Annotated in this window: 14 protein-coding genes; 12 read left to right on the forward strand and 2 right to left on the reverse strand. The window is 40.8% G+C overall.

Going from position 1 to position 15256, the window contains the following annotated elements; translation table 11 throughout:
- The first annotated feature begins 131 nt into the window (after positions 1 to 131).
- The 10 genes from ACT3RN_RS03460 (at position 132) to ACT3RN_RS03505 (ending at position 11061) form a co-directional block, all read left to right on the forward strand.
- The gene (locus tag ACT3RN_RS03460; RefSeq protein WP_192992146.1) at positions 132 to 2702 is read left to right on the forward strand and encodes an AAA family ATPase; all 2571 of its coding nucleotides are present in this window, start codon (positions 132 to 134) and stop codon (positions 2700 to 2702) included.
- A gap of 196 nt (positions 2703 to 2898) precedes the next feature.
- Positions 2899 to 3636 (forward strand): uracil-DNA glycosylase, encoded by a 738-nt coding sequence (locus ACT3RN_RS03465; protein ID WP_192518414.1) that lies wholly within the window; start codon positions 2899 to 2901, stop codon positions 3634 to 3636.
- Positions 3637 to 3654: 18 nt separating this feature from the next.
- The gene (tadA, locus tag ACT3RN_RS03470) at positions 3655 to 4227 is read left to right on the forward strand and encodes a tRNA adenosine(34) deaminase TadA (RefSeq protein WP_225739072.1); all 573 of its coding nucleotides are present in this window, start codon (positions 3655 to 3657) and stop codon (positions 4225 to 4227) included.
- Positions 4228 to 4461: 234 nt separating this feature from the next.
- Positions 4462 to 5178, forward strand: coding sequence for a (d)CMP kinase (cmk, locus tag ACT3RN_RS03475; RefSeq protein ID WP_192992155.1), 717 nt, complete (start codon positions 4462 to 4464; stop codon positions 5176 to 5178).
- 301 nt (positions 5179 to 5479) lie between these two features.
- Positions 5480 to 7168 (forward strand): 30S ribosomal protein S1, encoded by a 1689-nt coding sequence (gene rpsA / locus ACT3RN_RS03480; protein WP_192518416.1) that lies wholly within the window; start codon positions 5480 to 5482, stop codon positions 7166 to 7168.
- A 337-nt stretch (positions 7169 to 7505) separates the two neighbouring features.
- Positions 7506 to 7811, forward strand: a complete 306-nt coding sequence (locus ACT3RN_RS03485; RefSeq protein WP_192518417.1) for an integration host factor subunit beta — start codon at positions 7506 to 7508, stop codon at positions 7809 to 7811.
- A gap of 107 nt (positions 7812 to 7918) precedes the next feature.
- Entirely contained in the window at positions 7919 to 8326 is a 408-nt protein-coding gene (locus tag ACT3RN_RS03490; protein WP_192992147.1) for a lipopolysaccharide assembly protein LapA domain-containing protein, read from the forward strand.
- Positions 8327 to 8391: 65 nt separating this feature from the next.
- The gene (pyrF, locus tag ACT3RN_RS03495; RefSeq protein WP_192992148.1) at positions 8392 to 9090 is read left to right on the forward strand and encodes an orotidine-5'-phosphate decarboxylase; all 699 of its coding nucleotides are present in this window, start codon (positions 8392 to 8394) and stop codon (positions 9088 to 9090) included.
- Between the two features lie 125 nt (positions 9091 to 9215).
- Entirely contained in the window at positions 9216 to 10013 is a 798-nt protein-coding gene (locus ACT3RN_RS03500; protein ID WP_226945104.1) for a metallophosphoesterase, read from the forward strand.
- 211 nt (positions 10014 to 10224) lie between these two features.
- Entirely contained in the window at positions 10225 to 11061 is an 837-nt protein-coding gene (locus tag ACT3RN_RS03505; protein ID WP_192992150.1) for a histidine phosphatase family protein, read from the forward strand.
- A gap of 236 nt (positions 11062 to 11297) precedes the next feature.
- Here the strand turns inward: ACT3RN_RS03505 and rpsT are convergent, their stop codons facing one another.
- Positions 11298 to 11564: a 30S ribosomal protein S20 gene (rpsT, locus tag ACT3RN_RS03510; RefSeq protein WP_192518422.1), complete on the reverse strand. Its 267-nt coding sequence runs from the start codon at positions 11562 to 11564 to the stop codon at positions 11298 to 11300.
- A gap of 540 nt (positions 11565 to 12104) precedes the next feature.
- Between rpsT and ACT3RN_RS03515 the strand changes: the two genes are divergently transcribed.
- The gene (locus ACT3RN_RS03515) at positions 12105 to 12806 is read left to right on the forward strand and encodes an NAD-dependent epimerase/dehydratase family protein (RefSeq protein WP_192992151.1); all 702 of its coding nucleotides are present in this window, start codon (positions 12105 to 12107) and stop codon (positions 12804 to 12806) included.
- A gap of 78 nt (positions 12807 to 12884) precedes the next feature.
- Positions 12885 to 13421 (forward strand): ribonuclease E activity regulator RraA, encoded by a 537-nt coding sequence (gene rraA, locus ACT3RN_RS03520; RefSeq protein WP_192992156.1) that lies wholly within the window; start codon positions 12885 to 12887, stop codon positions 13419 to 13421.
- A 118-nt stretch (positions 13422 to 13539) separates the two neighbouring features.
- Here the strand turns inward: rraA and ACT3RN_RS03525 are convergent, their stop codons facing one another.
- A complete protein-coding gene (locus ACT3RN_RS03525) occupies positions 13540 to 15174 on the reverse strand; it encodes a BCCT family transporter (protein ID WP_192992152.1) in 1635 nt (544 codons plus the stop codon).
- Between the last annotated feature and the right edge of the window lie 82 nt (positions 15175 to 15256).

Below are 15256 nucleotides of genomic sequence, written 5' to 3' on the forward strand. Positions count from 1 at the left end.
ATGCCGTTTGGTAAGATGTTTTAATAATACAAACTTTACCCTTGAACAATCCATCTATCGCCCTGATTTACTTACTAACTCATTTATAAAGCTATCAATTATAAAGATAGGTATAACCGTAGGAAGTTGTTATGTTAAGTCGTCATCTTGAAGTTTCTTTGCGTTTAGCAATGACACTTGCGCGTCAAAAATCGCATGAGTATCTTACTGTTGAACACTTACTACTAGCATTGTTAGAAAATACACATGCTGCTAATACATTGACTGCTTGCAATGCAAATGTCTCAACGCTGCGTACTGAGCTAGAAGCTTATATTAATAAGCACACGCCAACGATAGATGCAGATACAGAGCAGTCACCACAGCCAACTCAAAGTTTCGATCGTATCCTGCAGCGTGCTATTTTTCATGTGCAGTCTATCGGTGGTGGACGTTTGGTAGAAGGCTCAGATATTTTGGTGTCTATGTTTTCAGAGCATGATACGTATGCTGTTTACTTGCTCAAAAAGCAAGGTATCAGTCGCCTTGAGCTGACTCAATACTTGTCACATGGTCAAGATAAAGAAGAGCCATCTGAGCCACGTGCCTCTATGACTGGTGAGCGTCGTAATACTTCAGAGAAGACTAGCAAGGACCCATTAGTTGAATTCGCGACCAATTTAAATCAACGTGCTGCGGAAGGTAAAACAGATCCATTAATCGGACGCACTTCTGAGATTGAGCGTGCGGCACAAGTATTGTGTCGTCGCCGCAAAAACAATCCATTGCTAGTCGGCGAGCCTGGTGTTGGCAAAACGTCTATTGCTGAAGGCTTGGCATGGTTGATTATCAACGATAAAGCACCGAAGCCACTTAATGGTTGTGTGATTTATAGTCTTGATATTGGTTCGTTAATTGCAGGTACTAAATACCGCGGCGATTTTGAAAAACGCATGAAATCACTGTTAGACGCACTAAAGAAAAAACCCAATGCTATTTTGTTTATCGATGAGATTCACATGATTATTGGCGCAGGGTCGTCAATGAGTAGCAATATGGATGTGTCTAATTTAATCAAGCCAGCACTGGCTAACGGTGAGCTACGTTGTATTGGTTCGACTACATTTACTGAGTATCGTCAAGTATTTGAAAAAGACCATGCGCTCTCTCGTCGTTTCCAAAAAATTGATGTAAAAGAGCCTAGCGTTGATGACAGTATCGATATTTTGCGCGGTCTAAAACCACGTTATGAAGAGTTCCATAATGTTGAATATACTGATGAGGCATTGGTTACAGCCGTTCAGCTATCTGCCAAACATATTCACGAGCGTTTTTTACCAGATAAAGCAATCGATGTGATCGATGAAGCGGGTGCATATAAGCGTCTAGGTGTGATTCCTGATACCAATGATATCGATGCAGAAGAAAGCTTTATTGCGGATATAGAGCAAGACTTTGATGCGCAAATTGAGGCTGATGAAGAAGGCCTGAATGAAGAGAGCGATAGTGAAATTGACAATGATTTTACTAGTAGTGAAACACAGGACCAAACAAACACTGCAAAAGTTGATGATCCTCTCCAATCAACCAGTGAGGCAAAAGCGGCTAAGACCAAGAAGAAACCACCAATGAAAATCGATGTGGCGGATATTGAGGCCATTGTAGCTAAGCTTGCACGTATTCCGCCCAAGTCTGTATCTAGTGATGATAAGAGTATGCTGAAGCACTTAGACCGTGACCTTAAGCATCTCGTATTTGGTCAGGATGAAGCGATTGAAACCTTAGCAGATGCTATTAAATTATCTCGTGCGGGTCTAAAATCACCAGATAAACCAATTGGATCGTTTATGTTTGCCGGTCCAACTGGAGTTGGTAAAACGGAAGTGTCACGTCAGTTAGCTAATTTGCTTGGTGTTGAGTTGGTGCGTTTTGATATGTCAGAATATATGGAAGCGCATACTGCTTCACGTCTGATTGGTGCGCCTCCAGGTTATGTTGGTTACGATCAAGGTGGCTTGCTTACCGAAAAAATTAACCAGCATCCACATTGTGTGTTATTGCTTGACGAAATTGAAAAAGCGCATCCTGATGTCTTTAACTTGTTATTACAGGTTATGGATCATGGAACATTGACAGATAATAATGGTCGTGTTGCCGTCTTTAAACAGGTTATCGTTATCATGACCACCAACGTTGGTGCTGACAGTATTAGTCGCTCGTCTATGGGCTTTACTGAACAAGACCACAGTCGTGATAATACAGAGTCTCTCAAGCGCGTTTTTACTCCTGAATTCCGTAACCGTCTTGACGCTATTATTCAGTTCAATCCACTGGATACGTCAGTAGTGGTATCAGTGGTTGATAAGTTCTTGGTTGAGTTACAAGTCCAACTTGATGATAAACAAGTGACATTAGAGATTGATGATGATGTGCGTACTTATCTGGCTGAGAAAGGCTATGACCGCTTGATGGGTGCCCGTCCAATGCAACGTTTGATTCAGGATGAAATCAAAAAACCACTAGCTAGCATGATTTTGTTTGGTGAGTTAGTTAATGGTGGGGTGGTGCATTTAACCTTAGAACCTAGTGAGATGAACGAGACACAGAATGATACGGTTAAGCTTGATAAGTCTATAGATAAAGGAACAGAAGACAGTCGCATCACTTTGACGGTGGTTGAGACTCATGAGCCGTATTCTGATTCTGAATCAGTGGCCAGCTGATTGTTGTATTAGCAACATATTGTAAATATTAAACAAGCACGATAAAAACGGTTACCATGTTGTTGCGGTAGCCGTTTTTTTTATTGCTATAATTCATAATAGAACCAATCTAATATTAATTGTCATATGTATTGATTGTCACATGAGCCATAAAGTAGGTACATAAACGGTTATAACAAATAAAAAAGGATATATGATGGAGCTGTTTGATGAGCAAGCAACCAAAACCCCAGAGCAAAAGCAGGCAATTTTAGATAATGTGCGATTGCCAATAGATTGGAAGACTGCGTTAGCAGAGGAGTTAACATCTGAAAACATGGACAAGCTGAGAGCGTTTTTAAAAGAAGCTTATCAATCAGAGGATAGTGTTTATCCGCCTGCACCACTGATGTTTAACGCTTTTAATTTGACACCTTTATCTAGTGTTAAGGTCGTGATACTAGGGCAAGATCCTTATCATCGCCCAGGACAAGCCATGGGACTGTCATTTTCAGTACCTAAAGCGATTCCTAAGCCACCGTCATTAAATAATGTGCTGAAAGAGATGGCCAGTGATATCGGTATCGGTGCGTCTGCGCATGGTGACTTAACCTACTGGGCACAGCAGGGTGTACTACTACTTAATAGTTCGCTGACGGTAAAAGAAGGTGAGCCAAACAGTCATCAAAATAAAGGTTGGGAGCAGTTCACTGATGCAGTGATTGATGTGGTTAATGAACAAACAGAACACACTGTATTTATATTATGGGGTAGTAAAGCACAGAAAAAAGGTAAGTATATTAATACTGACAAACATCTCGTTTTAACAGCTGTGCATCCGTCACCACTTGCTGCGAATCGAGGTGGGTTTTTTGGCTCTAAACCGTTTTCTAAGACCAATGATTACTTAGTGCAGTATGGTCAAACGCCGATTGATTGGCAACTGCCACAGTAAATGATAAGTATTAAGCATATGAATTTAGGTACCTATTCGTTAGTTGATAATCTTACTAGTAATACTCTGCCAACCGAACATCAGATAAAAACCAGTATATTTTGGTCTATCGAAGATGCTAAGTGGATGCACAAAGCCCTTCAGCTTGCTGGGCAAGGTGCTGAATGCGGAGAGGTGCCAGTAGGCGCGATTTTGGTGCATGATGATCAGATCATTGGACAAGGATTTAATGAGCCGATTGGGCGACATGACTCGACGGCACACGCCGAAATTATCGCTTTACGAGATGCTTGTACGCGCTTACAGAACTACCGCCTGCCATTACAGACAACACTCTATGTGACCCTAGAGCCTTGCACAATGTGTATTGGCGCTTTGATTCATGCTCGTGTTGATAGACTAATATATGCAGCGAGCGAGCCAAGGGCAGGTATGGTTGGTAGTCAGATGGATTTATCCATACAGCCTTTTTATAATCATAATATTCGAGTGCATAGTGGTCTGTGTAGCAAGCATAGTAGTCAGATGCTTAAAACCTTTTTTCGCGAACGTCGAAAATTAGCAAAAAGCAAAGAGAAAACAAGTAATTAACAAGATAAGTATCTTGCTGCTAGTGATGCTATCGTTTCTTTGCTATAATATTGCCCTATTTGTTAATGTGATTATATATCTACTATCAAGTATTTGATAAACAAGTAAATATTGATCCATTGCTAACAGTGAGCTGTATAAGTATTGTCTACTATTTAAGTGAGTATTATGACCGTTTCTACATCTGATAATTCTACACTTAATGAGGTTAGCTCTGACAATAATGCCAACCCAATGCAATCACAACGTTACCCAGTTATTTGTATCGACGGGCCAAGTGGTGCAGGTAAGGGTACAGTCACGTGGCGTCTAGCCCAAGCATTGAATTACCAGCTGCTTGATTCAGGTGCTTTATACCGTATTGTAGGGCTTAAAGCATTCGAAGCAGGGTTGATTGCAGCAGATGCCAGCCAAGCCATTGATGAGGCAGCTGTATTAAAACTGACGCAGAGCTTAGAAATTGCATTCGTACCTAATAATCAGTCAGGGCGTGTCGATATTCTTGTCAATGGTGAGACTGTTGGTGAGCAAGTGCGTAATGAAACCGTTGGCGGTTATGCATCACAAATAGCTATATTTCCCAAAGTTCGCGAAGCATTGCTAAAGTTACAACAGGATATGGCAACTCGCTCAGGACTGGTAGCGGATGGTCGTGATATGGGGACCGTTGTGTTTCCAGATGCTGATGTTAAAGTGTTTCTGACAGCGAGTGCGAAAGCGCGTGCGGAACGCCGTGTAGCACAGCTACAAAATGCGGGGCAAGCAGCAGATTTTGACGCAATCTTAACCACAATTAAGGCCCGTGATGATCGTGATGAAAACCGGACAACAGCACCATCAAAGCCTGCAGAAGATGCGTTACGATTAGACAGCTCAACATTAGATGCTGATACGGTTTATGATCAAGTTAAGCAACACTGTCAGATTAAAGGTATATTTTTTAATAGTTAATAAAAACAATATATTAAGCATTAAAAGCTTTGCTATCAGGTTGGGTTTTGGTATAAAATCATACCTGCGAAAATTGACAGGGTTTAGACAACTTAGCAAAGATAGAGTTTTGCACGGTAAATATAATTTTTTTAATATAAGACAGTTGTTGTTAATTAGTTTGTTCTACAATGCGCTTATTAACAACAAAGGTTTTTATATATGATTGCATGAGATATAAAACCAGTATTCTCGTTTTATGCAATCATAAATTTGATCCGTACTGTGCTGGACAGGATACGGCTATACAAAGGTAGACATAATGGAATCATTTGCTGAACTATTTGAAGCGAGCATCGAAGAAACAGGTCTGGATATTGAGCGTGGCTCAGTTATCACTGGTACTGTTGTAGCCATCGATAGCGACTGGATCACTGTTGATACTGGTCTGAAATCTGAAGGTATTGTCGCTCGTGAAGAGTTTTTAAGCGAAGAAGGCGAACTTGAAGTTGAAGTTGGCGATAGTGTTGATGTTGTGGTTGAAGCAGTTGATAATGGCATGGGTCAAACCTTGCTATCACGTGAAAAAGCCAAACGTGTTGAAACTTGGAACTTCCTTGAAAAAATCGCTGATAATGATGAAATCGTAAAAGGTATTATCTCAAGCAAAGTTAAAGGCGGTTTCACTGTAGATATCGGTTCAGTACGCGCATTCTTACCAGGTTCATTGGTAGATGTACGTCCTATCCGTGATACGACGCATCTTGAAGGCAAAGAGCTAGAATTCAAAGTTATCAAACTTGATCAAAAACGCAACAACGTTGTAGTTAGCCGTCGTGCAGTTATGGAAGCTGAAAATTCAGCTGAGCGCGAAGAGCTATTGAACAAGCTTGAAGAAGGTATCGAAATCGAAGGTATCGTTAAGAACCTTACTGATTACGGCGCGTTCGTTGATCTAGGTGGTATTGATGGTCTATTGCACATCACTGACATGGCATGGCGCCGTATCAAGCACCCATCTGAGGTGGTTGAAGTGGGTCAAGACCTAAAAGTTAAAGTATTGAAGTTTGACCGTGAGCGCAATCGCGTAAGCTTAGGTCTAAAACAACTTGGTACTGATCCTTGGGATAACGTTGGCGGCACTTACCCAGTGGGTAGCGTTGTTAAAGCACGCGTAACCAACTTGACTGATTATGGTTGTTTTGCTGAGATTTCTGAAGGTATCGAAGGTCTAGTACACGTATCAGAAATGGACCATACCAACAAAAACATCCACCCATCAAAAGTTGTTCAAGTGGGCGATGAAGTTGAAGTAATGATTCTTGATATCGATGAAGAACGTCGTCGTATCAGCCTAGGTATCAAACAAACTCTTGCTAACCCATGGGATGAGTTTGATAAGAAACATGAGCGCGGTGATAAAATCACTGGTACGATCAAATCAATCACTGACTTCGGTATCTTTATCGGTCTAGATGGTGGTATTGATGGTCTGGTTCATCTATCTGATATCTCTTGGAACGAAACTGGCGAAGATGCTATCCGTAACTACAACAAAGGCGACACCGTTGAAGCAATGGTATTGTCAGTAGATGCAGAAGCTAACCGTATCAGCCTAGGCGTTAAGCAGTTAAGCTCTGATCCATTCAACGAATACCTAGTCAACAATGACCGTGGTGCTATCGTTAATGGTAAAGTAAAAGAAGTAGACGCTAAAGGCGCTACTATCGAACTTGCTGACGAAGTAGAAGCATACCTACGTGCCTCTGAAATTCAACGTGACCGCGTTGAAGATGCAACTAAGCATCTGAATGTTGGTGATGATGTTGAAGCTAAAATCATCAGTGTTGATCGTAAAACACGCAACATCAACTTGTCTATCAAAGCGAAAGACGAAGCTGAAGAGCGTCAAGCGATTAAAGAATTAAGCAGCACAAGTACTACTGCCGCTACTGGTTCTGAAGCTCAACCAAAAACTATTGGTGATTTGATCAAAGAACAAATGCAGTAAGCTGCTAAATTATTGATATTTAAGTAATAAAAAAGCGACTCCGGTCGCTTTTTTTTATGAATAACTTTTAACATTGAGATTCATTGGCGATATTTTTATCCAATATGGGCAAACTCTTATTTGCATTTACTATGATATCCGTTATCATTTGCAGCATTGAGTAACCATTTATGTAGAACGATTATAGTGTCTTAAACGTTTAATTTTCATATGAATGATATTTCATAGATATATGGCTTTAAGATTAATATCTAAAAAAGTTGCTATTGAAATAACAAATAAATATCGTTGTGACTCACAATCATTTTATCCATTAATTTACAAGGCAAGCGTAATAATGCAGCAAGCAATTAATAAGTCTGAATTTATTAGTAATTTGAGTGCGAACTGTGACAACATGGCTGATACCGTGGTCGATGACGCAGTACGTGAAATATTGAATCTAATGACCCATACTCTAGCCAATGATGGTCGAGTAGAGGTTCGAGGGTTTGGTAGTTTTTGTCTACATCATCGCCGCGCCCGTTTAGGACGTAATCCTAAGACAGGAGAGAGCGTGCCAGTACCTGCTAAGGCCATACCTCATTTTAAACCTGGTAAAGCACTACGTGAAGCAGTTAATGATACTGTTGCCAACGGTTAATTCTAATTATTGAGTAAAGCATTTCTTAGAAAATGCTTTGTTCTGTGCTTTTTTTGAAATGGTATTCTAAAAGTATAAATAACACTCCAAACTGAGGTAACTGTCTCATGCGTTTTATATTATTTGTATTATTGTTTTTGAGCTTTGCTTATTCACTTGGTTTGGTGTTGACGAATAATACTGAAGTCGGCGTAAATCTATTATTTTCGCAAGCACCTACGATGAATTTAGGGCTACTACTAATACTTTGTCTAATGCTTGGTATTGTTATTGGTATCCTATTGGCATTGCTTATTTTCCGTGTCTTACAGAACAAATGGGAGATTTCTCGTTTGCATAAACTCAATAAGAATCTGAAAGAGCAAGTTGAGCAAGCTAATATCGTGATTGATCGTCAGGCGAATGCGTCAACGCTAGATGAAGATGGTTATGAGTCTGCGACAAGGAATACAGATGATGTTATGGTCAATGATTTAGATGAAGGGTCTACGCTTACTAAGTCTAAGCGTGATTAACGACAAGCAAGAAGTTTGCAGCTAAACTATCTACACTTCTTTCATAACTCTGATATGGCAAAACTATGAATGATATAACTAAGTCTCCAGTCATCGTTGCTCTAGATAATATGACCATGGAGGCATCTTTAGCTCTGGCTGATCAATTAGATCCAGCATTGTGTCGTCTAAAAGTAGGCAAAGAGCTCTTTACTCGTTGTGGTCCTGAGATTGTTAAATCACTACATCAGCGCAACTTTGATGTATTTTTAGATTTGAAGTTTCATGATATTCCCAATACTACCGCACAGGCCGTCTTGGCAGCAGCTGAGCTAGGTGTATGGATGGTCAACGTGCATGCCAGTGCAGGCCTCGAAGCTATGTCGCTAGCAAAGCAGCGATTGCTAGATGGTGGCTATGAGACATTACTGATAGCAGTGACTGTTTTGACCTCTATGGATAACGAAGCATTGATGCAAACAGGCATTACTGATGGTTTAGATGCACAAGTAAGTCGATTGGCACAATTGACCAAGAAAGCCGGGCTTGATGGTGTGGTTTGCTCAGCACAAGAAGCCAAGACTCTTAAAGCTTTATGTGGAGCAGATTTTAAACTAATAACTCCTGGTATTCGCTTGTTAGAAGACAATGCTGATGATCAAAAACGCATTTGCACGCCGAAGCAAGCATTAACAGATGGTTCAGACTATCTTGTGATTGGACGCTCCATCACTCAAGCAGAAGATCCTGCTGCTAAGTTGCAGTTGATACTACAAAGTATCTGACGGTACATAGCACTAAATAACTCCAAGATATAAAAAAAGACAGCCAAACTCGCTGTCTTTTTACTTTTTGTTGGTAAGTAAAAAGGTGCTAAACTATTTATGTTTATTCAATGATGTTGACATATATGAAATTACAAATTTTGAGTGACTTACATATCGACAGTTATGCTCGTCAGTCACATCCGGTAGGACACATTCCTAAAACGAACGCAGATGTAGTATTAGTGGCAGGAGATACAGCAAACAGCGATAACGGTATGCCATGGCTGCAAGAACAAGCTGCGCGCTTACATGTACCACTCATTACCATTACGGGCAACCATGAGTACTTTGGTGAAGATGTGTTGAGCTTTGATAAAAAATTAGCAATATGGGATAACTATGACGAGGTTTTAGATCAAGGACTGCGTGTACTACAATGTCGTCATGTTGATATTGGGGACGTCAGGATTTTAGGGTGTACTCTCTGGACCGATTACCAGTATCAAGCCAATGAGGATACTATGGTAGCAGTCAAAAAATTTATGCGTGATTACACTCAAATCTATGCAGGTGACACATTATTTTCTCCTGAAGTTTCCATGCAATTACATGCAAAACAACGTCAATGGTTAAAACAGTCACTTATAACGGCACAACAATTGGGAAAAAGAGCTGTCGTGATGAGCCACCATAGTATCAGCCCTTTGTCTGTGTCTGAAAAATATGCATCCTTACCTAGCAATGCAGCTTTTGTTAGTGATTTTTCGGCATGGATGCAAGAGCCATGGGCGCCTGAATTATGGGTACATGGCCACACTCACGAGGCTTTTGATTATCAGATTGGTAAAACACGGGTCGTTGTTAATCCTCGTGCTTATCCAAACGAGGTGAGTAGTACCGCATTAGAGTTTGCATGGGATAGAGTCATCGATATCGGTTAGAGCCATCGATACAGGTTAGGCTGTGTTCTCATTTAAATTGAAAACATCCTCAATTTGATCAGTTAACGGGTTTCTATATCGGTAGGACGAGTATGTTGGTAGGTCTGCCAGTATCGCTTCTGAATGAATCAAGTGTCATCACGTCTATTTATCCAACACTTAAACAGTTATGGTATTCATTACTACCATAAAATCTGCTACGCTTGCTACCATGAGCCAAAATACGAATAGCACACTCTCACAAACTCCCGCTGAAAAGCTTATGAGTCACACTCGTAACGCACCGGCGCCCTCGCACCTGCCTGACAGTATGATTCCCTCAGTCAGCTTATTGCCTGAAAATAAGCGCCTGATTCTATTTACTAGACACTCTCTGCGTGAGCGTTCTGATGGTAATGGTTTTGCCAGTTATCAGTTGCCACTGACGCCGAAAGGTCGTGTATTAGCAAAGTCTTGGGGACGTTGGTTAGGAGGGAATCTACAGTATTCACTCGATGTCGATAGTATTTCAAGCCCGATTGGTCGCTGTGTTGATACTGCCGAGTTGATGCAAGAAGGGGCAGGTCTAAAACGGGATATCTCGCACCAGTCATTATTGGTAGAGCCTGGTAGCCTAGTTACTGAGCCTGATATTGCCAATCCCATATTCAAAGAAGTGGGTGTGCTTAACTTCATCAATCGATTTTTACAAGGCAATCTTGAAGGGACCAAAAATGCTTATCAAGGTGGTCTTGATATATTGTCACTGTTCTATCAGAACCAGCCACAGCACGGGCATTTAATGCTTGCTGTCAGCCATGATACTTTACTGTCTGCATTTTTAGCGGTGATGTTTGATGTCATTGAAATTGATTGGAATGATTGGCCAAAGATGATGGAAGGGGTGTTTTTGTGGTTTGATGACAAACCTTTTGAGCAGGCAAGCGCTCATTTTGTTTGGCGCGGTGTGCTCTATACTCGTCAAATCAATACTCTATTAGAAGGCTACTGTGCAGCAGGACATCATCCAAGCAAGTTATTATTACCACCAGCAGCAAAATGGGAGTGATTGTTTCTTATAACAACAATGCCAAAAAGTACGATTAGCAGTGTCAAATCTGTGTAGTCGACAGTGCGTAGTACCTGTTTTTATTGCAATGGTTTTTCTGACAATCGTTTTCCCCAAAGCTCTCATTTTTGTGAATGGTATCCGTTTTTAGACACGCATAAAAAAGACCTCATCGCTAGGATAAGGTCTTTTTTATCACGCTATTACAGCGTGATAGGGTCTAAACGTGACAAATCTTAAGCTTGTAGGCTTTTGATTGTTTTGTTTAGGCGGCTCTTACGACGAGCAGCTTTATTCTTATGAATAATACCTTTGTCAGCCATACGATCAAGAACTGGTACCGCTTTTTTGTAAGCTTCGGTAGCCGCATCATAATCTTTAGCTGTGATAGCCGCATCAACACGTTTTAAGTAAGTACGAACCATAGAGCGTTGTGACGCAGAGTTCTGACGACGTTTGGTGTTTTGACGGGCGCGTTTACGAGCTTGTGCAGTATTAGCCACGCGTATCTCCTTGATAAAGACAGATAAAATATGAATGTTGGGTGTAAAAAGGTTTAACAATCACCGGTGACGAGCAGCCTCTCGTCAAACATGATATCGATGTCTAATATTAAAGCATCTAATATTAATAGTGCATCGCAATCGCCGTAACTGTTTGGAATAATTAAACAGCGTTGACGTGTAAAGCCGGTTATCTTAGCAAATTATTGAGCTTAGAACAATAAGTTTGATGATTAATAGTAAAAGAAGTTATGCTAGCATATGAATTATCGGTTTCTCTAGTGGTTATTAGAGTTCTGTAGCACCTTTTAGGCCTAAAAGTATTAAGGGAGACTTATAATTCCCGACGGTTGATAACAACTTTTACAATATATTTTATAGAATACCGTCAGTTATGTATTAATTTAGGTATGATACTAAGGCATGTCCTCACTCTGAGTATTACTTTTAAAATGGGGACACTGCCTAAAGTGATGGGCTTATGAAATACAAAATTTAGCATCACTACAAAATTTTTAACACTATATAAATGGATAGGGTATGCAGCGAAAAGCAATTGTGATTGGTGCAACAGGGCTGGTAGGGCAGTATCTTGTTAAGCAACTTAGTGAGCTTTATGACACGTTAATTGTGATTGCAAGGCGTCCACCACGCTATATCAATGCCCGTATGCGTTTTTATCAGGTAAACGATTTTGACAACTTAACTGAAATATTTGCAAGCGTTGGTGCTGATCGTAAGACTGATGCATTTAGTTGCCTTGGTACTACCAAAAAAGAGGCTGGTAGTGATGAAGCTTTTAGAAAAGTTGACCATGATTATAATGTGAGATTTGCTCAATTGTGCCAAGATAAAGGGGTTGAAAACTTCTTTTTATTGTCCTCCATGAATGCCGATATTAGCAGCCGTTTTTTATACAATCGAGTCAAAGCTGAAACTGAGCAGTCCATTATATCATTGGGTTTTACACAGCTCGTGATTTTCCGTCCTTCATTGTTGCTCGGCAAGCATAAAGGCCGGCCACTTGAAAGTATTGGTCAAAAGGCTTTTAAGCTAATATCACCTCTCGTGTCAGAGTCATTGTCACTACATCCTATTTCCGCTAAACGTGTTGCTAGTGCAATAGTAATGAGCGCACATGATATCTATGAACGTAGTAAGTATCGTACTGGTCCTACGATTAAAACGACCGATATTATCGAAAATAAGCAGATGCTTGCGATGACTAGTGTTAATAAATAGCCTAAGTAAAAAATGAAGTAAAGATTTAAAAGTAGCACTGAATGACAAATAACAAGGAGTGTAACCATGCCAAACATGATGCCAGAATCACAAACAATGAATAAAGATAATTTTGTGACGTGTGATTTATTAGATGCTAACCCTAAGTCGCAAGTTTGCTTGCCAAATATCGAAGGTAAGTCGTTTTATAGTTTTGGTGGCAAAGACAAATTTTGTGGCGAAATTATTACAGTTAAGTGTTTTGAAGATAATAGTCGCGTGAAATCGTTGTTAAACAGTGATGGTAGAGATAAGGATGGCAATGGCAAAATATTGGTCGTCGATGGTGGAGGGTCGATGCGCTGTGCACTGTTAGGTGACATGATTGCGCAGGCGGCAATCGATAATGGCTGGTCAGGTGTCATCGTATATGGCTGTGTGCGCGATGTGGATGATATGGCTGCAATGGATATCGGGGTAAAAGCACTTGGTTGTATCCCGCGTAAATCGAATCGTCGTGACGAGGGGCAAACTGATATTGAAATTAGCTTTGGCGATTTAACCTTAACATCAGGTATGTATGTTTACGCAGATAATAACGGTATTATTGCAAGTGATGAGCCTTTAATAGCGTAGATTGTCGTTGGTTTAAATCTAACACAACCACAAACAACTATATATTACAAACGATTATAAAGAAAAAACCCAGTTCAATGACAGAACTGGGTTTTTTGGGTTAAAAATAAGCAATTCGTTAGTATTTTTCAAGCTCCGAGAGCATTTGCTCACGCGCCTTATAAATTCTACGTAAGCCAAGCCATAAGCTAATACACATCACGATCAATACTGAGGTAAAAGGTAAGCCTGTACTTACCGAGCCTGCTTGGATGGTTTTTAGGGCTTGTGCTCCGCCGCCATAAAGAAGCGCAATAGCAATAAAACCTTGAGCAACAGCCCAAAATACACGCTGGTATATAGAAGCTTCAAGCTTACCACCTGCGGTAATCGTATCAACCACCAAAGAGCCTGAGTCTGATGAAGTCACAAAAAACACCATCACTAGAATAATAGCAATTAAAGAGGTAATGGTTCCTAGAGGAAGATTTGCCAACATCTGAAACAAGGTTAATGAGGCATCACTAACCCCTCCTGCCAGCTCGCCAACTTGATTGTCGTATTGGCTCAATCCTGACTGTCCAAATACTGTCATCCAGACGATGGTCACAAGCGTAGGGGCTAACATCACCGAGGTAATAAATTCACGTACAGTACGGCCTTTTGAGATACGAGCAATAAACATACCTACAAATGGTGACCAGCTGATCCACCATGCCCAATAAAACACGGTCCAACCATGAAAGAAATCACCGTCACTGCGGCCTACAGGATTAGATAAGGGAATAATATAAGTGGCATAATCAACGACGGTAGTGCCAATTTGGCTTAGTAGTCCCAGTGAGTTGCCAACAAAAAATACAAATAGCAGTAGAGCTAAAGCGACTAACATATTAACGTTACTCAACAGCTTGACCCCACCATCTAGACCGCGTGCCACTGATATGGTGGCAAGAGCAGTGACGACAACTATAATGACAACCTCAAGTGAATTACCCGCGAAATCCCAACCAAATAAATAGTTGAGTCCGCTGGCTGCTTGTTGGGCACCCAAACCTAATGAAGTTGCTAAACCAAATATCGTCGCTAGTACGGCCAATATATCAATAATATGGCCAGGTAGTCCCCACGTTTTTTCTTTAAAAATAGGATAGAATACAGAGCGCATGGTCAATGGAAAGCGAAAATTATAAGCAAATAAGGCCAATGATAAACCAACAACTGCATAGATACCCCAAGGGTGCAAACCCCAATGGTACATAGTTGCACCCATAGCAGCACGGTAAGCTTCAGGACTGTCTGCTGCCACCCCAAGTGGTGTACCTGCCCAACCGCTTGTATAAGCTAATGGCTCAGCCACACTCCAAAACATGAGGCCGATACCCATACCAGCAGCGAACAGCATCGAGAGCCACGAGCGCCGACTGAAATCAGGTTTGGCATTTATACCGCCAATTCGGATGTTTCCATAGGGGGACACAATCAATATCAGACTAAATATCACCATGATATTAGCTGTGCTGATAAACAGCCAGTCAAAGCTATTGACGACCCAATCTTGGGTGCCATTAAGCCAAGCGTTAGCTGTATTAGGTAGTAATAATGCAAACAATACAAAGCCGATCACGGCAATAGCGGTAAAGAAGAATACAGGTCTGTGTAAATCTAAACCTAATATTTCAGTGTTGTTTTCACCCGTTTTATGCTCAGTGGTATAAAGTCTACGGCGAAACTTGTCGAGAAGGTGCTTTGGGATCTGTTTTTGCTCGTTCATAGGTGACGAATCTCCTGATGAGTTAGCTGAGCTGGACACCGTCAAAGTATCGACTATTCATTGATAATCAATAGTTTTTGGC

The organism is Psychrobacter sp. AOP5-GZ1-6, assembly GCF_052376345.1.
Classification (GTDB): domain Bacteria; phylum Pseudomonadota; class Gammaproteobacteria; order Pseudomonadales; family Moraxellaceae; genus Psychrobacter.

What these genes read in the sequence shown, in the direction of transcription:
- ACT3RN_RS03515 (WP_192992151.1), top strand. Translation starts at nt 12,105, where the DNA reads ATGCAGCGAAAAGCAATTGTGATTGGTGCAACAGGGCTGGTAGGGCAG.
- tadA (WP_225739072.1), top strand. Translation starts at nt 3,655, where the DNA reads ATGAATTTAGGTACCTATTCGTTAGTTGATAATCTTACTAGTAATACT.
- rpsA (WP_192518416.1), top strand. Translation starts at nt 5,480, where the DNA reads ATGGAATCATTTGCTGAACTATTTGAAGCGAGCATCGAAGAAACAGGT.
- ACT3RN_RS03525 (WP_192992152.1), bottom strand. Translation starts at nt 15,174, where the DNA reads ATGAACGAGCAAAAACAGATCCCAAAGCACCTTCTCGACAAGTTTCGC.
- cmk (WP_192992155.1), top strand. Translation starts at nt 4,462, where the DNA reads ATGCAATCACAACGTTACCCAGTTATTTGTATCGACGGGCCAAGTGGT.
- rraA (WP_192992156.1), top strand. Translation starts at nt 12,885, where the DNA reads ATGCCAGAATCACAAACAATGAATAAAGATAATTTTGTGACGTGTGAT.
- ACT3RN_RS03500 (WP_226945104.1), top strand. Translation starts at nt 9,216, where the DNA reads ATGAAATTACAAATTTTGAGTGACTTACATATCGACAGTTATGCTCGT.
- pyrF (WP_192992148.1), top strand. Translation starts at nt 8,392, where the DNA reads ATGAATGATATAACTAAGTCTCCAGTCATCGTTGCTCTAGATAATATG.
- ACT3RN_RS03465 (WP_192518414.1), top strand. Translation starts at nt 2,899, where the DNA reads ATGGAGCTGTTTGATGAGCAAGCAACCAAAACCCCAGAGCAAAAGCAG.
- ACT3RN_RS03505 (WP_192992150.1), top strand. Translation starts at nt 10,225, where the DNA reads ATGAGCCAAAATACGAATAGCACACTCTCACAAACTCCCGCTGAAAAG.
- ACT3RN_RS03485 (WP_192518417.1), top strand. Translation starts at nt 7,506, where the DNA reads ATGCAGCAAGCAATTAATAAGTCTGAATTTATTAGTAATTTGAGTGCG.
- ACT3RN_RS03460 (WP_192992146.1), top strand. Translation starts at nt 132, where the DNA reads ATGTTAAGTCGTCATCTTGAAGTTTCTTTGCGTTTAGCAATGACACTT.
- ACT3RN_RS03490 (WP_192992147.1), top strand. Translation starts at nt 7,919, where the DNA reads ATGCGTTTTATATTATTTGTATTATTGTTTTTGAGCTTTGCTTATTCA.